The 19,893-nt window shown below is 71.7% G+C and carries 19 protein-coding genes; 6 read left to right on the top strand and 13 right to left on the bottom strand.

What is annotated here, in order from left to right; genetic code table 11:
- Positions 1-31: 31 nt before the first annotated feature.
- Entirely contained in the window at positions 32-829 is a 798-nt protein-coding gene (locus WME90_RS22275) for a peptidylprolyl isomerase (protein WP_437283185.1), read from the top strand.
- A 75-nt stretch (positions 830-904) separates the two neighbouring features.
- Here WME90_RS22275 and WME90_RS22270 read toward each other — a convergent pair whose 3' ends face one another.
- Positions 905-1,882 carry a lamin tail domain-containing protein gene (locus tag WME90_RS22270; protein ID WP_437283184.1) on the bottom strand — a complete coding sequence of 326 codons (978 nt, stop codon included), beginning with the start codon at positions 1,880-1,882 and terminating at the stop codon, positions 905-907.
- Between the two features lie 235 nt (positions 1,883-2,117).
- Here WME90_RS22270 and WME90_RS22265 point away from each other — a divergent pair, with 235 nt between their 5' ends.
- Together WME90_RS22265 and WME90_RS22260 are read left to right on the top strand one after the other, a co-directional pair.
- Positions 2,118-2,576 (top strand): hypothetical protein, encoded by a 459-nt coding sequence (locus tag WME90_RS22265; RefSeq protein ID WP_437283183.1) that lies wholly within the window; start codon positions 2,118-2,120, stop codon positions 2,574-2,576.
- Positions 2,567-4,243 (top strand): putative metal-binding motif-containing protein, encoded by a 1,677-nt coding sequence (locus tag WME90_RS22260; RefSeq protein ID WP_437283182.1) that lies wholly within the window; start codon positions 2,567-2,569, stop codon positions 4,241-4,243. The genes WME90_RS22265 and WME90_RS22260 overlap by 10 nt, the downstream gene beginning before the upstream one ends.
- Before the next feature lie 79 nt (positions 4,244-4,322).
- Here WME90_RS22260 and WME90_RS22255 read toward each other — a convergent pair whose 3' ends face one another.
- From WME90_RS22255 to truD, 8 genes are all read right to left on the bottom strand, one after another.
- Positions 4,323-5,342 carry a hydroxymethylglutaryl-CoA lyase gene (locus WME90_RS22255; RefSeq protein ID WP_437283181.1) on the bottom strand — a complete coding sequence of 340 codons (1,020 nt, stop codon included), beginning with the start codon at positions 5,340-5,342 and terminating at the stop codon, positions 4,323-4,325.
- A complete protein-coding gene (gene purF, locus WME90_RS22250) occupies positions 5,339-6,778 on the bottom strand; it encodes an amidophosphoribosyltransferase (protein ID WP_437283180.1) in 1,440 nt (479 codons plus the stop codon). The genes WME90_RS22255 and purF overlap by 4 nt, the downstream gene beginning before the upstream one ends.
- A 256-nt stretch (positions 6,779-7,034) precedes the next feature.
- Positions 7,035-7,730 carry a hypothetical protein gene (locus tag WME90_RS22245; protein WP_437283179.1) on the bottom strand — a complete coding sequence of 232 codons (696 nt, stop codon included), beginning with the start codon at positions 7,728-7,730 and terminating at the stop codon, positions 7,035-7,037.
- A gap of 104 nt (positions 7,731-7,834) precedes the next feature.
- Entirely contained in the window at positions 7,835-8,308 is a 474-nt protein-coding gene (locus tag WME90_RS22240; RefSeq protein ID WP_012236950.1) for a cyclic nucleotide-binding domain-containing protein, read from the bottom strand.
- A 69-nt stretch (positions 8,309-8,377) separates the two neighbouring features.
- Positions 8,378-9,391, bottom strand: coding sequence for an energy transducer TonB (locus tag WME90_RS22235; protein WP_437283178.1), 1,014 nt, complete (start codon positions 9,389-9,391; stop codon positions 8,378-8,380).
- A gap of 19 nt (positions 9,392-9,410) precedes the next feature.
- Entirely contained in the window at positions 9,411-9,914 is a 504-nt protein-coding gene (locus WME90_RS22230) for an ExbD/TolR family protein (protein ID WP_437283177.1), read from the bottom strand.
- Positions 9,914-10,681, bottom strand: coding sequence for a MotA/TolQ/ExbB proton channel family protein (locus tag WME90_RS22225; protein ID WP_437283176.1), 768 nt, complete (start codon positions 10,679-10,681; stop codon positions 9,914-9,916). The genes WME90_RS22230 and WME90_RS22225 overlap by 1 nt, the downstream gene beginning before the upstream one ends.
- A gap of 60 nt (positions 10,682-10,741) precedes the next feature.
- Positions 10,742-12,004, bottom strand: coding sequence for a tRNA pseudouridine(13) synthase TruD (truD, locus tag WME90_RS22220; protein WP_437283175.1), 1,263 nt, complete (start codon positions 12,002-12,004; stop codon positions 10,742-10,744).
- Between the two features lie 148 nt (positions 12,005-12,152).
- On the opposite strand from truD, the gene WME90_RS22215 reads away from it, so the two are divergent.
- Complete coding sequence (locus tag WME90_RS22215; protein ID WP_437283174.1) at positions 12,153-13,016, top strand: SUMF1/EgtB/PvdO family nonheme iron enzyme; 864 nt, start codon at positions 12,153-12,155, stop codon at positions 13,014-13,016.
- Between the two features lie 42 nt (positions 13,017-13,058).
- Here WME90_RS22215 and WME90_RS22210 read toward each other — a convergent pair whose 3' ends face one another.
- Both WME90_RS22210 and WME90_RS22205 read right to left on the bottom strand, forming a co-directional pair.
- Entirely contained in the window at positions 13,059-13,382 is a 324-nt protein-coding gene (locus WME90_RS22210; RefSeq protein WP_437283173.1) for a hypothetical protein, read from the bottom strand.
- A 49-nt stretch (positions 13,383-13,431) separates the two neighbouring features.
- Positions 13,432-14,991, bottom strand: coding sequence for an HAD-IG family 5'-nucleotidase (locus tag WME90_RS22205; RefSeq protein ID WP_437283172.1), 1,560 nt, complete (start codon positions 14,989-14,991; stop codon positions 13,432-13,434).
- A 447-nt stretch (positions 14,992-15,438) separates the two neighbouring features.
- Between WME90_RS22205 and WME90_RS22200 the strand changes: the two genes are divergently transcribed.
- Together WME90_RS22200 and WME90_RS22195 are read left to right on the top strand one after the other, a co-directional pair.
- Positions 15,439-16,365, top strand: coding sequence for a ferritin-like domain-containing protein (locus WME90_RS22200; protein WP_437283171.1), 927 nt, complete (start codon positions 15,439-15,441; stop codon positions 16,363-16,365).
- 137 nt (positions 16,366-16,502) lie between these two features.
- Positions 16,503-18,377 carry an ATP-binding response regulator gene (locus WME90_RS22195; protein ID WP_437283170.1) on the top strand — a complete coding sequence of 625 codons (1,875 nt, stop codon included), beginning with the start codon at positions 16,503-16,505 and terminating at the stop codon, positions 18,375-18,377.
- Between the two features lie 23 nt (positions 18,378-18,400).
- On the opposite strand, the gene WME90_RS22190 is transcribed toward WME90_RS22195, so the two are convergent.
- Positions 18,401-19,219: an SDR family NAD(P)-dependent oxidoreductase gene (locus tag WME90_RS22190; protein WP_437283169.1), complete on the bottom strand. Its 819-nt coding sequence runs from the start codon at positions 19,217-19,219 to the stop codon at positions 18,401-18,403.
- A gap of 333 nt (positions 19,220-19,552) precedes the next feature.
- A complete protein-coding gene (locus tag WME90_RS22185) occupies positions 19,553-19,867 on the bottom strand; it encodes an Mpo1-like protein (protein ID WP_437283168.1) in 315 nt (104 codons plus the stop codon).
- Positions 19,868-19,893 lie beyond the last annotated feature (26 nt).

The following is a 19,893-nucleotide window of genomic DNA, read 5'->3' as shown; positions in this document are numbered from 1 at the left end:
GCTGGACCGCGACGCGCGAAACCGTCGCACGATGAACGCTCGAACCCTCGCCATCCAGTCCGTCGCCACCGCCGCCGTGCTCTCGGTCCTCGCGGGATGTTCGAAGACCCCGGAGCCCACGGCCGAAGAAGCGCCGAAGCCGAAGACCACGCCTGCGTCGACGGGGCAGGCCGGAGGCAAGGCGGAGACGGCAGAGAAGGAGCGCCCTCAGCCGCAGAGGCGCAAGGTCACCGCGAAGCCGGTCGCCGAGGTCAAGGCCAGCGAAGACGACCCGGTCAAGGGCAAGTGGACGCTCGAGGACGCCACCAAGGGGCTCCCGCCGGGCAAGGCGCTGACCGCGTCGATCGAGACCGATCTCGGCACGCTGTCCTGCAAGCTGCTGGACGACAAGGCGCCGATCACGGTCGCCAACTTCGTCGGTCTGGCGCGAGGGATCAGGCCCTGGAAGACGCCGGAGGGGACGTGGGAGAAGAAGCCCGCCTACGACGGGACGATCTTCCACCGCATCATCAAGGGATTCATGATCCAGGGCGGCGACGCGAAGAAGAACGGCACCGGCGAGGCCGGTTACGTCATCCCCGACGAGGTCTGGGAGGACGGCAGCCACGATCGCGCAGGCCTCCTGTGCATGGCGAACCGCGGCAAGAACACGAACTCCGCGCAATTCTTCATCACCGACGCGGCGGCGTACCACCTCGACAACGGCTACACCATCTTCGGTGAGTGCGGGCCCGAGGAGCTCGTACACAAGCTGGCCAGCGTCGAGGTCAAGGGCGAACGCCCGGTCACCCCGCCGGTCATCAAGAAGGTGACGATCACCCGGCAGTGATCGTGCGGGGGCGCTCTGCGCCGAGCCCCGGCTCCCGCCGCGAGGCGGCGAGCCGCCGAGCTCGGCGCGGCGCGGCTACGGGCAGTCGTTCTCCTCGCCGGGCGTCGGCGTGGACGCCACGGTGAAGCTGACGTCGAGCCACTCGCTCGTCTCGTCATGCCCGCTGATGCCGTTGCCTTCGGTCAAGAGCTCGCCGAACTCCAGATCGCTACAGCGGACCATGCTCGATCCGCTGCCGGCGGCCTCGGTCGGCCGCTGGCTGGCGCGCGAGGTGTCATCGGCATAGCCCTTCTTGCCCGTCTTGTACGCCATCGCCGAAGCTCCGAGTTCCTGGCCCCAGATGATGTAATCGACGTCCTTGAGCGGGCTGCCCACCGTGCCGTCCCACTCGAAGAGGATCACCATCTCTTCTCCGTCGGTGAGCAGCGCGCCGGCCTGCGCCCCGAGGGCGCCGTTCGTGGGCGCGATCATGGGCGGCACGTCCTCCCCTCCGCAGGGGATGGGCGTCGCGTCCAGGGCGAAGTCGGCGCACTTCTGGTACTCGAGCTCGAAGCCGTCATCGCTCGCCAGCACGAGGCGCGCGCCCGCCTCAATCATGGTCCCGGGAGGGAACTGGACGAGGAAGTCCGTCCCTTCGCTGCCGGTCGGCGCCCAGGCGCTGCCCGCGGTGATGGCATAATAAACGCTGTTGTCCGAAAGGTAGTAGTTGGTGAGGTCGATCGCGGCCTCGGTCGGGTTCCAGATCTCGATGAACTCGCCCGCTCCAGGCCGCACGGCGACCTCCGAGATCAGCAGGTGGCCGGCGGGCTCACCGGGGACATCGCCGCCGCCCGCGCCGCCTTCGCCGCCGCCCGCGCCGCCTTCGCCGCCGCCCGCGCCGCCTTCGCCGCCTTCGCCGCCGCCACCACCTTCGCCGGAGCTGCTCGAGGTGGTGGTGGAAGAGCTCGCTCCACCTCCTCCCGTCGCGTCGTCACCGCCGCACGCCATGAGGGGGGCGAGCGTCAGAGGGGGAGCTGCGAGGAGTGCGATGCTGAGCAGGTTGCGCGTGTGCATTGTTGAGAGATACATCAGAGCGCCGGCCAACAGGCAAGTGGGATTGCAGCCTGGGGGAAACGATCCACCGCTCGTCGTGGCGTCAGGACATTGCCATCGCTGCCAAATGCGTGGCGGGCGCGCGAGGAATCGATAGCATGGCGTCATGCGACGGTGCTCCTCGCTCCTCCTCTCACTCCTTTGCGTACTGCTCCCTGGGCTCGGGCTCGCTGTCGGTTGCGGCCAGACAGTCATCGTGGACGAACCGTCCGCGGGCGGCGGGGGCGGCGAGGCCGGCGCTCCGCCCGTCCAGAGCGGCGGGGGTGGCGGCTCGGACCCGGGGAGGGACCCGCTCGAAGAGTACGAAGACCCCGGCTGTCCTGACACCGGGCCGCCGGTCACCGATTTCGCCTGCGATCCGTACGATCAGGCGAGCGGCTTTTGCGCCCCCGGAGAGGGGTGCTTCATCTTCGTGCAGTATCCGGACGAGCCGTGCGGGCAGGAGATCTACGGCGCGTTCTGCGCGCCGGCCGGTCCTGGCCGACAGGGCGATCCGTGCAGCGGCGGCAGCCAGTGCGGCGCCGGGTTCGCGTGCGTGGTGACCGGCTCGGGCACCCAGTGCGTCGAGCTCTGCGCGCTGAGCGGCGACGACGACTGCGCTCCGGGGTTCGTGTGCGAGCCGATCGACGTCGCGGGGATGGGCGGATGCTTGTGACGACGTACGCCCTGGATCGGCGCGCGCGCCGCAAGACGGCGCTGGCGGCGATCCTGCTCGGGACGGTCCTTGGCGGCGGCGCGCTCTCCGGAGGATGCGGGGCGCGGACCGGGCTGAACATCCCGCCGCCCGCGCCGGAGTGCGAGGTGGACGCCGACTGCCCCGGCGCCAGGGATCTCTGCAAGCCCGTGATCTGCCAGCTCTTCGAGTCCGGGCAGCCCGATGGCGGCGCGCCGCCATCGCCCGAGGGCGCGGCGGGCGCGGCCCCTCGGCGCGGCGGGGAGTGCGTCGCGCTGGAGCCGGTCGATTGCGACGACGGCGACCCGTGCACCAAGGACACGTGCGAGCGCGCGACCGGGGCGTGCACCTACGGGCCCTCGACGCTCGATCTCGACGGCGACGGCTTCCGCGCGGCGCTGCCCGGCACGATCCCGGGCGAGCCGCTCGCGTGCGGCGACGACTGCGACGACGCGAGCGCCGCGGCCTTCCCCGGGGGGATCGAGATCTGCGACGGCGTCGACAACGACTGCGATGGCACGATCGACAACGGGGCGCGCTTCGTGCCGCTCGACACCGACGCGACCCGCATCTCGGGCGACATCGCGCCGGCCAGCTCCAGCGGCCTCGCCTGGAGCGGGACCTCGTACGCGTCGCTCTACACCGGGACCGCGCAGGGCTTCAACGTGTACCGCTCGATGATCAGCGTCGACGGCGAGCCGCTCGCGCCGGGCGAGGAGGTCATCACGCCGAAGAACGGCGACGCCTCCGGCGGGCCGATCGTGTGGGTCGGCGATCGGTACGGCGCCGCCTGGCAGGACCGGCGCGACGGCGACTACGAGGTGTACTTCTCCCTGCTCGACGAGGAGGGCAAGAAGGTGGAGGGCGGTGATCGGCGGCTCTCGAAGGCGCCCGGCTTCTCCGTCAACGTGACGCTCACGTGGAACGACGCCGAGTTCATCCCCGTCTGGCAGGACGAGCGCAACGGCCTCTTCGATCTGTTCGCGCAGCGCATCGACATCGACGGCAACCTCATCGGCGACAACGTCCAGCTCACCGAGTCGACGAACGGCCTCGGCAACGAGGCGCCCTCCGCGGCGGCCGGTCAGGGCGGCATCGGCGTCGCGTGGTCCACGGGCGATGCGGTCACGCACTTCATCCAGTTCCAGACGTTCACCGCCGAGCTCGACCCGCTCTCGGACGTCGTCACGCTGACGAGCGGCGACACGGACGCGGTCTACCCGACCGTGGTCTGGAACCGCGATCGCTACGTCATCGCGTGGTTCGACAAGTCGGCGAGCCCCAAGGCCATCTATGCGGCGGCGGTCTCGGAGGACGGCCAGCTCCTCACGCCGCCCCGGGCCATCTCGAACCCTGGCCCCTTCCGCTCGAGGTACCCGTTCCTGCGCCCGCTCGGCGATCGGCTGCTCGCGGTCTACTCGGACGACCGCGATCAGAACGACGGCTACGAGCTCTACGCGGTCACGGTGAACGCGGAGCTCGCGCCGATCAGCGCCGAGCAGCGGCTCACCTTCGCGCCCCGCGACAGCGTGAACCCCGTCGCGACGTTCGGGCCGGAGGGCGACGTGGGCATCCTCTTCCGCGACGATCGCGAGGGCGGCGAGCACCACGTCTTCTTCACCCGGCTCGGGTGCATCGCGGGCGATTGACGGAGGCCTCGCGGACGAGCGCGGCGCATCGGCCGACGCGGTCGACGCCGCGCCGGTCGATCTCGGCCGGGCGCTGCGCTCAGTCCCGGGTCGGCTGGCGGCGCAGCCGGAAGGGGCCGGCGCGGTGGACCTTGCCCGGGAGCGGGCGGCCGATGACCTGCTCGGCGACGTTCCCCGCCTCGATGAGCTTGTCGAGATCGACGCCCGTCCGGACCCCCATCCCGTGGAGCATGAACACGAGGTCCTCCGTCGCCATGTTCCCCGCCGCGCCAGGCGCGTAGGGGCAGCCGCCCACGCCCGCCACCGACGCGTCGAGGTCCCGCACCCCGAGCTCCAGGCCGACCAGGATGTTCGCGAGCGCCGTGCCGCGCGTGTCGTGCAGGTGCAGCGCGAACCGCTCGGGCGGCATCGCGTCGAGGAAGCGGCGGACGATGTCGTGCGTCTGCCGCGGGGTGCCGATGCCGATCGTGTCGCCGAGCGAGACCTGGTAACACCCGAGGTCGATGAGCCGCTCCGCGATGCGCACGACCCGCGCAGGGTCGACGTCGCCCTCGTACGGGCAGCCCCACACGGTCGAGACGTAGGCGCGCACGGCGAGGCCCGCCTCGCGCGCCGGAGGGACGATCTCCGAGAACACCGAGAGCGTGTCGTCGATGGACTTGTTGATGTTGGCGCGGTTGTGCGCCTCGCTCGCGCTCAGGAAGACGGCGATCTCGCGCAGGCCCACCGCGAGCGCGCGCTCGAGGCCGCGCGCGTTCGGGCACAGGGCGCTGAAGGTCACGCCCCGCTCGGCCGGGAGCGTCCGCGCGAGCTCCTCGGCGTCGGCGAGCTGCGGGACCCACTTCGGCGAGACGAAGCTCGTGATCTCGATCCGGCGGAGCCCGGCGGCGACGAGCGCCGCGATGAGCCGCCGCTTGCCGTCGATCGAGATCATCGCCGCCTCGTTCTGGAGCCCGTCCCGAGGGCTCACCTCGTAGATCGAGACCTCGTCCGCGACGCGGGCGAAGAGCGGCGCGGAGGCGGCGCGATCCGCGGCGGCGGGATCGGCGGTGCCCTCGGTCGTCGTCGGACCCTCGGCGCCGGAGCGGGGCAGCGTCAACCGCTCACCATCCGGAGCTGCCGGCTGGGCGGGGCCGGCGTGAAGGGGATCGGGTAGCTCCCGGAGAAGCACGCGTGGCAGTAGCTGTCCGGCGACGGCCGCGCGGCGCCGGCGTCCGCGGCGCGCGCCTCGAGGGACCGCACGCCCTCGACCAGGCCCTCCAGCGACAGGTACCCGACGCTGTCGGCCGTCAGGTAGCTGCAGATCTCGTCCACCGAGTGGCTCGACGCGATGAGCTCCGACCGCGTCGGCGTGTCGATCCCGTAGTAGCAGGGCCAGCGCGTGGGCGGGCTCGAGATGCGGACGTGCACCTCGCGCGCGCCGGCGTCGCGGATCATCTTGACGATCTTCCGGCTCGTCGTCCCGCGGACGATCGAGTCGTCGATGACGACGACCCGCTTGCCCTCGATCACCGCTCGGTTCGGGTTGAGCTTGAGCCGGACGCCGAAGTGCCGGATCGACTGCTGCGGCTCGATGAACGTGCGGCCGACGTAGTGGCTGCGGATGAGCCCCATCTCGAAGGGGGCGCGCGCGCGGTCGGCGAAGCCGATCGCCGCCGGCACGCCCGAGTCGGGCACGGGGATCACGACGAGATCGTCGCCGGGCTCCACCGGCTGCTCGGCGGCGAGGCGCCGGCCGAACGCCTTGCGGACCTCGTAGACGCTCACGCCCTGGATCGTCGAGTCGGGCCGGGCGAAGTACACGTGCTCGAAGATGCAGAGCTTGCGCTGCTCCTGCGCGAAGGGGAACTCGGAGCGCACCCCGTCCGCGCTGATGATCACCATCTCGCCCGGCGCGATGTCGCGCACCTTGCGCGCGCCGATGAGATCGAACGCCGTCGACTCGCTCGCGACCACGTGGGCCACGCCGCTCCCGCTCACCATCTCGCCGAGGCAGAGCGGCCGGATCGCGCGCGGATCGCGCACGGCGATGATCTCGCGCTCGGTCAAGAAGAGCAGCGAGTAGGCGCCCTCCACCTGCATGAGCGCCTCCGCGATGCGCTCGCGCAGCTCTTCCTTCCTGCTCATCGCGATGAGGTGGACGATCGACTCGGTGTCGCTCGCGGTCTGGTAGATCGAGCCGCGGGCCTCGAGGCGCTCGCGCAGGGCCTCATGGTTCGTGAGGTTGCCGTTGTGCGCGACCGCCAGCGAGCCGCGCGCGTAGTCGACGCCGAGCGGCTGCGCGTTCTTCAGGTGCGAGCCGCCCGCGGTGGAGTAGCGGACGTGACCGATGGCGCGATCACCGGGCAGCGTCGCGAGATCCGTCGGAGAGAAGCCCGACTGCACCCGCCCCATGGCGCGGTGACCGAAGAGGCGCTCCCCGTCGCTGCTGACGATCCCCGCAGATTCCTGCCCTCGATGCTGGAGCGCGTGCAACCCGAGGTACGTCATGTTGGCCGCCTCGGGGTGGCCAAAGATTCCGAACACACCGCACATGCCGCCTATCTAGTACGAAAACGGTGCATGACCCACCGTCATGGCGATCTCTCGTCAATGAGGAGGCGGCCGAGCGGCGGCGCAGGCGGGAGGTGGACGTAGGTGCGAGATCGGAGCGCGGCAGGCCTCAAGGCCGCCGCTGCTGAAAGGTAAGACGGCTAACGAACATCCGACGGGCACGGCGACGGGGCGTCGCCGGATTCCGTCGTGCGCCGCTGGACCAGCGCCTCGCGCGGCGGTGTCCAGGCGGCCCCCGTCATTTCGGGATGTTCCAGAGTTTCTCGATGATCTTCGTCTCCATGGCGTCGCCGTGGCACGTGCCGCACTCCATGTCCTCCTTGTTCGCCCGGGCGACCTTGTTTTGGTACTCCTCCTCCATGAACGCCTGCAGGGCCTTCTTGTCCTTGCGGTTCAGGACGTGCTCGTTCCCGGCGTGACAGCTGTCGCAGAAGAGGGTGCCGCCGCTCTCGCTGCGGAGCGGGACCACGAAGTTGCGCCACATCTCGCGGGCGACCTTCATGTCCCGCGTCTCTTTCTTGAAGTCGCCCTCGGCGTGGCAGCCCTCGCAGGTGTCGTAGCCGAGCGCCTTCTGGAGCAGCGGCATCACCTTCTTCTTCTGCGCCGCCGGGAGCTTCTCGAGCGCGGGGATCTTCTTGAGGTTGATCCCGATCTTCTTCAGATCCGCCTCGAACTTTGTCGCCTGGAGCGGCGTCGACTTGGCGGGCGTCTCGTGCGCTTCCTCTTCGTGCGCCTCGGCGGCCTTCTCCGGCTTCGCAGGCTTGGCGCCCTCCGCGTCGGCGGTCGCCTTGCCCTCATCCGGGCTCGACTCGCCGTCGAAGTCGTTCTTGTCGGCCGCCGTCTCGGGCGGCGGGGTGCTGGACCCGCAGGCTCCTGCGAAGGCGCTCATCAAGAGCGCGAGGGCGAGCGCTGCGTGCTTCACTCTGGCTGCCATAGTCCTCCAAGGAACGTTGATATCGAGCCGAACGCCGCCCCCCGTGCGGTAGGCCGCGCCGCGCCGGCGCGCTCCCACGGTCGCCGTGCGATCAGGCCGGCACTCTACTCGAATTTGCCTGAGACGGAGAGGAACGTGAGCTTGTTGTTCGTCTCGCGGAGCCGCTGGACGAGCATCCGGACGACGTTCCAGAGGACCTCGTACGCGAGCTCCTTGTGCAGGAAGAGCAGGTCCTCGAACGCGTCCTTCGACACGGTGAGCAGACGGCAGCGCTCGTGGACGCGCGCGTCGGCGGAGCGGGGGGCCTCGTCGAGCAGCGCCATCTCGCCGAACACGGCGCCCGGGCCGAGCACCGCGAGCGCCTCCTCGCCGATCCCGGCGATCTCGCGGCTGATCCGGACCTTGCCTTCGAGCAGGATGTAGAGCTTGTCGCCCGGATCCCCGTGCTGGAAGATCTTGGTGCCGAGGGCGTGCGTCTCTTCGCTGGCGACGCGCGAGATGAGCTCCAGCGCGGCCGGCGTGAGGCCCTTGAAGAGGGGGACCTTGGAGAGCTGCTCGATCCGTTCGGGGACGATCACAAGCCGCCGACGAGGATAACCGAGGCGAAGGGCGCGGAGCGAATTTAAAGGGGGGCTCGCGGCGGGACGCTAACGCGTGAAGTTCACCGTGATGGGTGGCGTCGTGCCGGTGACCGGGGCGCCCGCGCGATCCTTCTGGGGCGTGTAGCGCCGGCTGAGCGCGCACATGCGCGCGGCGCGGCCGAAACCGTGGCCGGGATCACTGACGACCTTGACCGACAGCGGGCTGCCGTCGGGGCGTACGGTGACCATGATGACGACCTTCGCCTGGTCGATCTGGTCGACGTCGGACTCCGGCGGGAAAGCGCAGCCCCAGTTGCTGCTGCCGACCAGGCCGGCTGGGGCCGAGCGGTCCGGCCCCGCGGGGACCGGCGGCGGCACCGGGTCGCCCGTGCCCTTGCCCCCGACGACGCCCCCGACCTTCGCGCTCGGGTTGAACGTGGGGGCCTTCGCCGTGCCCGCGCCGGCCACCTGGCCGTAGCCGACGCCCTGCCCGTCGCCGCTCGCGATCCCGCGATCGGTCATGTCGAGGACCTCGTCCGGATCCGGCTCTTTCGTCAGGACCTTCGCGGCCGCAGCGGCGGCGGGGGGCGGCTCGTACGGGTCGTCCTTGGGCGGGGCCTTCGCCTGCGGAGGTGGCGCGACCTTCGGGACGGGCTCGGGCTCGGGCGCCGGCGGCGGCTCGGGCTCCGGCGGCTTGGGCTGCTCGACCTTCGGCGGCGGGACGTCGACCTCGTAGATCGCCCAGAGGTAGTCGTGGATGCCGACGCGCATCTCCTCGACCACGTGCCGCATGTCGCGCAGCGACCCCGAGACGATGGCCCGAGCCGAGGCCGCGCCGTGGCTCGTGACCGCCAGCGTGACCCCGAGGAAGGCGCCCATGCGCGAGGCCCGGTCGCCGAGCGCGAGCACCGCGGCGAGCGGATCCGCGCCGCGCCGCCGCTCGCCGGCGCGGCCCCGCGGAGGCGAGGCGGGGGGGGCCGAGGGATCGTTGGCTCCCCCGGGCTCAGCGCCGCCGCGCCTGCCTCGGCGGCGCCCGTCGTGGACCGCCCCCGCGGCGCGATCGCTCGTGACCTGGCTCATAAGGTCTCGCTCGGCGCGCTCAAGGCGCGGGGCTCGGGGTTGCCGGCGCGGGGGCGGCCGGGGGAGGCGCGGCAGGGGCACCCGGCGCGGGACCCGCGGCCGCGCCGGGCTCAGGCGCGATGGGCGTCACGCCGAACGCGATCTTGGAGACGCCCGCCTGCTTCAGCAGATCGAGCGCGCGGATCACCCGCCCGTGCGGGACCGTCGTGTCGGCGCGGATCACGGCGCGCAGCTCCGGGTTCTTCGCCTGCGCCTCGCGCGCGATCGGCAGGATGGCGTCCTCGCTCGCGAGCTTCTTGCCGTCGGCGAGCGTGTCGCCGTTCGCGTGCAGCTCGAGCCCGAAGATGAGCTGCACCTCCTGCCCCTGCGCCGCCTTCGGCAGGTCGAGGGGGAGCGACTGCGAGACGATGATCTTCGCCGTCACCATGAAGATGATGAGGAGGACGAGGGTGATGTCGACGAGCGGCGTGACGTTGATGCCGCTGATCATCTCGTCATCGTCGTTGCGGCTCGTGGCGGCCATCAGCGATCCTCCTCGCCCGCGCCGCCCTTCTTGTTCTCCTCTTGGCGAGGCGCCCTCGCGGCCTTGCCGCGCGGCTGCTCGACGGCGGCGGCGGGCGCCGGGCTGGAGAACGCCGGATCGATCTTGAGGTGCGCGAGCAGGACGCGCGTCAGCGCCTCGGTGTTGGCGAGCGTCGACTTGATCATGCGCTGGAAGAAGTTGTTCGCGGCGACCGCCGGGATGGCGACCGCGAGGCCGACCGCGGTCGCGACGAGCGCCTCGGCGATGCTCGACATGACCGCCTGCGGCGCCATGGCCTGCGACGTGGCCTGCGCGACCGGCGTCTTCGCCGCCTGGCCGAGCGCGTCGAAGGCGCCGACGACGCCGATGACGGTGCCGAACAGCCCGATGAACGGCGCGTTGTTGCCGAGCGTGCCGAGGTAGGCGAGGCGCCGCTCCAGCTTCATGCGCTGGAGCGCCGCGGCGCCGGCCATCGCCTCGTCGGCCGCCTCGGGCCCCTGGTGCGCCACCGCGAGGCCAGCCGAGACCACCGCGGCCTCGGCCGAGGGCGAGGCCTCCATCCGCCGTCGAGCCGCCTCGATCGAGTCGTCGAGGGACGCCCTGAGATCCCGCGCGAGCACGGTGAGATCGTCGCGGAGCGACCAGAAGAACCAGGCGCGCTCCAGGATGATGGCGACCGAGACCACGCTGAGGCCGATCATCAACCACATGACCCAGGCAGCCCCGAATCCGACCATGATGCGCTGCAGCCACTCGACGAGGTTCATCTTGTTCCTTGGTGCCTTTCCGATGGGTGGGGTAGGGGGGAGCCGCGCTTCGAAGAGGACCTACGGATCGGCGCCGGGCTGCCCTTCCTCGATTTCGTCCTCCTCCGGAGGAGGGGCGCCCGCCGTCCCCGGCCTGGCGATCGAGGGCCGGGGGGCGGAGGCGTCGACGAGCCGGAAGACTCGCCCAAGGACGGTGGTCGCGTAGCCGCCCTTCGGTAGCACAAACGAGACGACGATTCCGTGCCGTGTGTCCGGATCGTCCGTACCCTCTGCGGTGGCGGCGCTCACCCCCGTCTCCGCGGCGGGCGCCCCCGCCGCGGAGACCTCCAGGCCGTCCACCTCGAGGCGCAGCGGGCGCCGCGTGCCTTCTCCGGCGTGGGCGAACGCGTCGAGCTTGCGCGGGTCGCCGATCGCCGCCGTGAGCACCTCGCGCTCCAGCGCGCCGGGCGCGCCCTCGGGCCAGCGCATCTTCCGGCCGAACATCGGGCCCGTCGCCGAGATCGCGAGCGCCGCGGCGCGCGCCTCGGCGTCCGCGAGCTCCGGGCCCTCGAGCGGCACGAGGAACAGCCCGCCGCTGTCGCGCTTCTTGGCGAGATCGCCGGGGAGCACGGCGCTCCAGGTGCCGTCCGCCTCGCGGCGCGCGAGCACCTCGTTGAACCAGAGCGACTGGAGCGCCGAGAAGAGCAGCCGTTGCTCGCGCTTGTCGCGGGGCCCGCGCTCCCGGCCCGTGATCCAGGCGAGCGCGCGCTCGGGGTTGTCGCCGTTCCGCCCGAACCGCTGGGGGCCGAACGCGTTGGGCACGCCGGCGCGGCCGATCTCGGCGAGGCGGCGCTCGGCGAGCGGGAGCGCCGCGGGGGCGATGCCCCGGAGCGCGATCCGGAACCGGTTGCCGAGGAGGTGCCCCGGCTTGAGCTTGTGCTCGTGGCGGGCGACCGCGAGGATCTCGATCCCGGGCAGCTCGGCCTTCTCGAGCAGGGGCGCTGGATCCCGCGCGAGCGGGAGCTGGATCGATGCCGTCTGCGTGGTGATCGCGTGCCGGTCCTTCATGCCGGCGAAGCCGGCGCTGCCCGGGTCGGCCCCGAGCGCGAGCGCGATGGCCCGCACCGCGTCGGGCGTGGTGCGCCCCGTCTTGCGGAAGGTCACGAACACGTGCTCGCCGCGGCCGCTCGGCGCGTAGGCGGGGAGCTCCTCGACGACGAAGTCGGCGGGGGAGCTCCGGAGCAGGGCCGTGGGAAGATCGCCGGGCGACCCGGCGGACGCGGGGAAGTCGCCGCGCGAGCCTGCCGCCGTGGCGTCCGCGGCGGGCGGTGTGGTGGCTGCCATGGGAGCGCCAGCGTGACCGAAATCGCCCTGGCGTCCAGCGGCGCACGCGCGTGCCAGCCGCCGCGCGCCGTCCAGCGGCGCGCGCGTCCGGGCCTGCCGCCGCGCGCTGTCCAGCGGCGCGCGCGCCCGGGCCTGCCAGCCGCGGCATTTGCCCGCCGCGCCGGGGATCGGGTATGGCGACAAGCTCGCCCAGGGCCTGGGCCTCTCCGCGATGCGACCGCCTCTCCTGCTTCACCCCCTCGCGCGCCGGCCTGTCCTGTCGCTCGCGCGCTCGCCGGTCTTCGCCGCGGGCGTCGCCGCGCTCGGCCTCGCGGTCCTCGGGCTGCCGAGCCCCCGGACGGCGGCGGCGAAGACCGGGGCGCGCGCGCGGTGCCCCGCGGGAATGGCCTCGGTGCGTGGGACGTTCTGCGTCGATCGCTTCGAGGCGAGCACGGTCGAGCTGCTCGCGGGCGGCGGGAAGCGTCGGCACTCGCCGTTCGAGCCGGTCGGCAAGCTGAAGGTGAAGGCGGTGAGCCGGCGCGGCGTGAAGCCGCAGGCGTACATCAGCCGGGATCAGGCCGAGGCGGCCTGCCAGAACGCCGGCAAGCGGCTCTGCACGGACGACGAGTGGGTCACCGCGTGCAAGGGCAAGCGCGCCACGGTGTTCCCGTACGGGCGCGAGCGGGAGCGCGGCGCCTGCAACGACAGCGGCGTCTCGTCGTTCAACCGCTACTTCGGCCAGGGGGGCGAGGCCCCGCAATCGGCGTTCACGTGGGCCAACATGAACGACACCCGCTTGAACCAGCTCCCGGGCACGCTGGCGTCCACCGGCGCGTTCCGCCGCTGCAAGAGCAGCTTCGGCGTCCACGACATGGTCGGCAACCTGCACGAGTGGACGAGCGCGCCGCGCGGGACCTTCCGCGGCGGCTACTACCTCGACAGCTCCCAGCACGGCGACGGCTGCGAATACAAGACCACCGCGCACTCGACCGGGTACCACGACTACTCGACCGGCTTCCGCTGCTGCAAGTGACGCGGCGGCGGCGCGCACGCAGGCCGCGCGTTGCGTCGCCCGCTACTTGGGCACGGGGCGTGCGCCGCCTGCGCCGCTGGGCACGGGGTTCGGCGCCGACGTGCACACCTCGTCGCCGGTGTCGACCGTGGTGACGTCGTAGCAGCAGAGCTCGCCGTCGAAATCCCCCTGGCTGTCGATGGACTCGACGGCGCTCAGGCAGCCAGGGTTCTCGAAGAACACGCGCGCCTCGTCGCTCGACGGGCACGCCCCTTCGAGCTCGGTCCAGTGAAAGCAGGCCCGCTTGCCGCAGCCCGCGGAGCCGGCGAGCAAGACGGCGGGGGCGACGAGCGCGAGGAACAGCGGGCGGAGGCGGGCGATGCACATGGTGATCTCCTCATGCGGCGCCCGCGCACCGGCGCGGAAGCCTCGGCGATCAGAGCTCGTGCGGCATCAGGTCGCGCGGGCTCCGGAAGTACTGCAGCGGCGAGTAGGCGAGCAGGTTCGAGACCCGGGACGTGTAGATGCAGGCGTACTCCTCGACCTGATCGCCGAAGCTGGACGTCTCGTTCGCCTCCTTGAGCAGCGAGCCCCAGTAGGGGTGGAAGCGGCGGGCGATCTCGCGCTCCAGCTTGCCGACCTCCACATCGACGGCCCGGAGCTGGCCGCGGATGCGCTCGACGGCGCGCTTGGTGCGGCCCCGCTCCGCCTCGTAGAACGACGTCGCGTAGTCGATCTGGAGGTGATCTCCGCTCGCCTCCGCGAGCAGCGGAGCTCCGCCCCCGTTTGTCGCGCCGTTCTTCTTCTGCTGCTCCTCTTCGATCTTGCGGGTGAGGTCCTTGTAGCGTTGCTGGTAGAAGCGCAGCTGGTCCTCGAGCTCCTCGCGGCGCCCCTCGAGGAGGGCGCTCTCCATGTGCTCGCGGCGGCACGACTCGTGGGCGGCGACCTCGGCCTCCATCTCCTGGATGATCATCGCCGTGCGCCACGCGCTCTCCTTCTTGGAGCGGAGGATGTCGCCGTAGATGTGATCGCCGACGTACAGGACCCGATCGCCGGAGATGTTCAGGAACTTCTCGAAGTCGTGGAGGTTGCCGCCCTCGTAGATGGCGCCGCGCTCGAGCGGCGCCGTGGCGGGGCGGGGCTCGGCGCCGTCGCGCATGAGGAGCGGTCGGCGCTCCTGGAAGAACGCCGGCTTCTGCGCGGCGACCACGATGACGTCGAAGTAGTGCCGGAAGCTCGGGTATTCGGGCATCGCGTCCCCGAGCAGGTACGTCATCATCTTCTCGGTGAACGGCCAGCGCGAGTTCGTGAGCAGGAAGAGCTTCTTCCCCGCCGACCGGAACTTGTGGAGCGTCTGCGCCAGGTTCGGGTCGCGCTGGACGAAGCGCGGCAGGTCGGACAGGACGACATCGAGGATGGTTCCGTCCCGGTGCGCCTCGTCGATGCACTCGCGGATGTCGGTGAACAGCCGCGCGTAGTCGAGCGGGACGCCGCGCTCCTCGAGGGCGTCGACGATGCCGGCGTAGAGCGTCGCCTCGCTCAGCGCGTAGAGCGTGTCGATCCAGTGGTAGCGGGCGGTGTTCGGCCGGATCTTGCGGTGCTGGTAGAGCGACCGGAGCTCGTCCTTCGTGAGCTCCCGGAGGCCGTGGTACCCGCGCTGGACCACCTTGAACCGGTCCATCTTGAGCACGTGGCCGAAGCGCTTGTCGATCAGCAGGCCGCGGATCGGGAAGTGGATCGGGTAGCGGAGGCGCCGCAGGAGCTCCTCGGGGTAGCCTCGCGCGGCGAGCTTCGTGACGGTCCCCTGGATCGAGAGGTTGTCCATCTCGGTCTGGTTGTAGATCGCCAGGGTGTAATCCATGTCGAAGCCGACCCAGTCGATCCCCGCCAGCTTGAGGTTGCGGTTGACGAAGACGCGCCGGGTCCGTGGGATGCGCGTGGGCTCGGTCTGGGGATAGAGCCCTCCGAGGGGGAGCTCGAGCTGCTCGAAGAACACAGTGGGTCGACTATGGTATCGCACCCGGGGAGGCGTACAAAGGGCGCCACCGCGACGAACGCACGTCGCGCTCTGCCGTGTGGGCGTTGCGCGGTGTTGCGCGGTGTTGCGCGGCGTTGCGCGGCGTTGCGCGTGGCCGCCGGTGGACATGCCCCCCGGGTCGTCCGCCCGGCGCCGCGCGCCGGGGCCTTCGGTCTAGCGAGCGCGCCGAGATCCGTCGCCCCGAGCAGCCCTCCGCCCTCGGCGCGCGCTGCGCTCCCGGGTGCGCCGCGTCGAACAACTGAGCTATTGTGCCGCCCGTCCCGTCCCGTCGCGTGCGATCGAGGAGGCGGCTCCTCATCCGTTACCGACGGGTAACGACGGGCTCCTTGCCCGATGCTTTTTGCAGCGCCCCAGCCGATCTCCCGCAAGCCTCCCGTCCAGCGCCCCACGTCGTGGTGGCTCAGCATGCTGCGCCGTCGCGCGGAGCGGATGTACGAGGAAGAGCTCGACCTCTCCCGGCCGATCCCGTGGGAGAACGAGGGAGAGCGGCAGGCGGCGATCGCCTTCTTCAACGCCGCGTTCCGCGCCGAGGAGTCGGGCCTCACGCAGGCGCACGCCCTGGCCGACGAGGTGAGCGGCTGGGACCCCGAGCTCGGCGAGTGCCTGCGTCTCTACGGCGACGAGGAGGGGTGGCACCGCGAGCTGCTGACGCGCTTCCTCGCGCACATCGGCGGAGAGGTCCGGCCCATGGGTCGCGTCACCGGCACCTTCTATCGCCTGTACGGGCGCGCGAAGCGGGTGGAGACGATCGTGCTCACGAACCTCATGTTCGAGACGATCGGCTCGACGACCTACCGGCTCGCGCTGCGGGAAGCCCGGTACCCGGCGGTGCGCCAGATGCTCACCATCTTGACGCGAGACGAGTCGTTCCACGTCCCGCTCAACGTCCACTTCTTGCGCGAGGCCCTGAAGCGGAGCCCGCCCTCGATGCGGGTCAGGCTGCGCGCCATCTACACGACCCTCTTCGCGGCGCTGCTCGCGTCGGCGGCCGCGAGCCGACGGCGCGCGCTCGCCTTCGACAGGATTCCATTCCGGGTGCTCGCCGGCGCCTACGCCGAGCACCTCGGCCGGCTCTTCGTCCACGAGAGCGACCTGGATTTCGCCCCGCCGGAGCTGCTCCTGCGCCTGTTTGGGCACAGCCGGCGCGCGCTCGCGTCGTCCGAGGACCCCTCCGCCGTCAGCGTGCTCTCGGCAGAAGCGGCGGTCGATCGCGAGCGCGTCGTCGTGACGGCGCTCGGCGAGGCGCGTGGCGCGCGTGAACCAGGTGAACCGGTTGAGACCGCGCCGAGCGCCGTCGCCGTGCCGCAGGGCGCGGGCGCCGGCGGACGCTGACGTGGCGTCCATGGCGTGGAGCGGTCGTCCCGGCGCGCACGGCGAACTTTTCTCCGGGGCGATGTAAGCAGTACACTTGACGCTCCGGCGTCGTGGGGCTCGCGTTGGGCGGGCGACAGCCGCGTGGCGGGGCGTCGATGGCAGGCAAGGAGCAGCGCCGGAGCGGTCCAGAGAGCGGCTCCGGCACGAGGAGCAGCGAATCCGCGGAGCGCGCGCTCACGCCGCAGGAGCCGGCGGCGCGGCCGTGGACGCCCGTCGACGAGGGCGGAGAGGCGAGCGCGGTCGCGCAGATGCGGCACGAGATCCGGGCGCTGCTCGGCGGGATCGTCGGCTTCAGCGGCCTCTTGATCGACAGCGATCTCGACCCGGAGCAGCGCGCCTGGGCGCGACGCATCCGTCACAGCGGCGACGCGGTGCTCTCGATGGTCGACGATCTCATCGCGCTCGGCCAGCCGGACGGCCGCGGGCTTCACGTCGATCACGCCGACTTCGATCTGCGCCGGGCCATCGAGGACGCGGCGGAGCTGCTCGGCGAGCGCGCGCACGACGATGGGACTGAGCTCGTGCTCGACGTCGAGCCGGACGTGCCAGGGGCGGTGCGCGGCGACGCCGCGCGGCTGCGGCAGATCCTGCTGAACGTCGGCGCTTCCGCGATCGGCGCGGCTCCCCGAGGGGAGGTGCTGGTGCGCGCCGCGCTGGACGCGGACCGCAACGACGAGGCGTCGGGCAGGCTCGACGGCACGCCCGAGCGAGCGCGCGCGCGGGTGCGCTTCGACGTGCGCGTCACCGGTGGGGCAGGGCGCGCGGAAGGCGCGGCGGCGCCGGGGGCAGCGGGCGCGCCGGGCGGGGCATCGCGGCCCGCACCCGAGCGGGACCTCGGCGCGGCGTACGGCATCGCCGTCGCGAAGCGCCTGATGGCCGCGATGGGCGGCGAGCTCTGCGCGCCCCCGGACCTCGACGCGCGGCGCCAGGGGATCTCGTTCGCGCTGCCGTTCGAGCGGCGCGCGCGCGGCGCGGAGCGCGCGCTCATCCCGCGCATCGACCTGCCCGGGAAGCGGGTGCTCGTGGTCGACGACAGCGGCTCGGTTCGCCAGGTGACGCGCAAGCTGATCGAGGAGCTCGGCCTCGCTTGCCGCACCTCGGGCAGCGGCGCCGCCGCCCTGGCCGCGCTGCGCGAGGCGGCGGGCGCCGGCGCGGCCTATGACATGGTGCTGATCGACCTCGAGCTGGCCGATCTCGATGGCCTGATGCTGCTCCAGCGCATCAAGGCGGATCCCTCGATCGCGCCCGCGCGCGTCGGCCTCATGACCTACCCCGGCAGGGAGGCGCCCAGTCGCGCCGAGGTCGACTCCGTGCTCATCAAGCCGATCCGGCGCGCGCAGCTGCACTCGAGCCTGCGACTGCTCGCAGGGCTGGCGCCGGAGCACGTGTCCGCCGGGGCGCGCGCACACGCGCCGAGATCGCCGCGAGGGATGACGCTCTCGAGGCCGCCGAGGCAGGACGACGTCGACCGCGGGCCGCGGACCCGCGGCGCGGCGTCGCGATCCGGCGCGTACGAGGCCGCGCACCACGACGGCGAGCCGCCGAGCGTGGAGCTCGCCCCGCCGACCCTGGTCACGCCCTCGCCTTCGCCCTCGTCCCCGTCGACGTCGGCGCGCGGCCAGCCCGCCGCTTCCTCGCGGCCGCGCGGCGGGCTGCGCGCTGTCGAGCCCGACGTGGTCACCGAGGTGATCGAGCTCTTCCTCACGGAGGCCCCGACGCGGGTGGCCTCGATGCGCGAGGCCGCGGCGCGCGGCGCGCTCGGCGAGCTCGAGCGGCTCGCCTGGGCGCTCTACGAGAGCGCCGACGCGCTCGCGGCCTTCAGCCTGAAGGAGCTCTGCGCGCGGCTCGATCGGGAGGCGCGCGCGGGGACGCTCGAGAGCGCAACGGAGGCGGTGCGGGCCATCGGCCGGGAGGTCGAGCGCGTGCAGGCGTCGCTGGCAGCGGAGCTCAAGAAGCGGGGACCTCGGTGAGCCGGGGGGTGGGGCTCGTCCGCTCAGGTGAAGCCGACGAGCCTCGAGCTCATCTCCCAGAGCCGCGCGGCCGCGTCTGCGTCCGTCGCCATTCCCTTGAGGGGCCTCGCCCTGGTCCGCTCGAAGAAGGCGGGGCTCGCGGCGGGCGCCGCGTCGGCGAGGATGGCGAGGAGGTTCGCGGCCGCCTGCGCCGGGGTCGCGCCCACGACGTCGATCAGCGCCTTGAGGACGCGCGATGTCCCCTCGAAGAGCCCTGAACGCACGAGGCCGGGGTAGTAGCAGAGCACCCGCGCTCCCGTGCCCGAGAGCCTCTCCGAGAGGCGGCGCGCCGCGAGCACGAGCGCGAGCTTCGACCGCGCGGAGGCGGAGAGGAACGAATAGGAGCGCTTCGACATGAGATCGTCGAAGTCGAGGCGGATGCTGTCCACCGGCGCGACCATGTTGACCACGCGCGCGTCGCGCGCGGCCTTGAGCCGATCGAGCAGCAGGTTCGACAGCAGGAAATGCGACAGGTAGTTCACCTGGAACGTCATCTCGAGGCCGTCGGCCGACTCCGCGCGTTCGCGCAGGAACACACCCGCGTTGTTCACGAGCAGGTGAACGACCTCGCACCGGTCGGCCACCTGCCTTGCCGCCGCGCGCACCGACGCGAGCCGGCCGAGGTCACACTCGATGAGGTGGACCTCGCCGAGCACCTTGAGCGCCGCGAGCTTCTTCGCGCCGTCGGAGCCTGTCCGGCGACAGAGCACGGTCACCCGGGCGCCCTGCTGCGCCAGCGCGGATGCCGTCGCGAGCCCGATCCCCGAGGTGCCCCCCGTGATCACCGCGACTTTCCCCCTCATGGTGTGCGCAACCCCCATCCCCCGTCTCCTCGTCGATCTCATCGCCTGCGGCAGCGGGCCGGTCACGACGCTCGGAGAGCGTCGGGACAGAAGCTGGCGCCGGACGGACGCCGATGTGCCGGCGGGCGCGGCACCCGCCGGTGATCCGAAAAGAACAGTCCTCGCCCCACGACACAGGTACGACCGTGCGTGCATCACGTCAAGAAAGCTTTGCGCAATGCAGCACAGTGGCGGAAAAAACCATGTTCCAGGCTTTTCTGATCCACGAGGCCGATCTGTCCGCGTCGCAGCGGTGAGCGTGGGCGGCGTCCGGGAGCGCCCTGGCAAGGCGCGTCAGGGGGCGGGCGTCTCCTCGAAGACGCGCAGGCCGTACTTCTCGAGACACCAGAGCACGCCGATGATCAAGCTCCGCTTGTCGTCGACGAACGATGGCTTCTTCCCCTCGAAGAAGTGGCCCGCGAACTGGAAGCCCCAGCCTGTCGTGAACATCGCGGCCGCGAGCGGGAGGCCGATGACGGTCGCGCCCACGGGAATGCTCGCGACGATCAGCGGAATGCCCACCTGGTGACACGCCTGGTTGCGTGGATCCTGGTGGTCTTCCTTGTACCGGCGGAGCACCTGTGTCCATTCGGCGTTGAGACGGAGCATACGACCTCCTTAGCATGCGGCCGCCC

The sequence above is a fragment of the Sorangium sp. So ce375 genome, from assembly GCF_051473855.1.
In the GTDB taxonomy this organism is placed as follows: Bacteria; Myxococcota_A; Polyangia; order Polyangiales; family Polyangiaceae; genus Sorangium.
The sequence above is the reverse complement of the archived record's forward strand: the minus strand, read 5'-3'. Positions and strand labels throughout refer to the sequence as shown.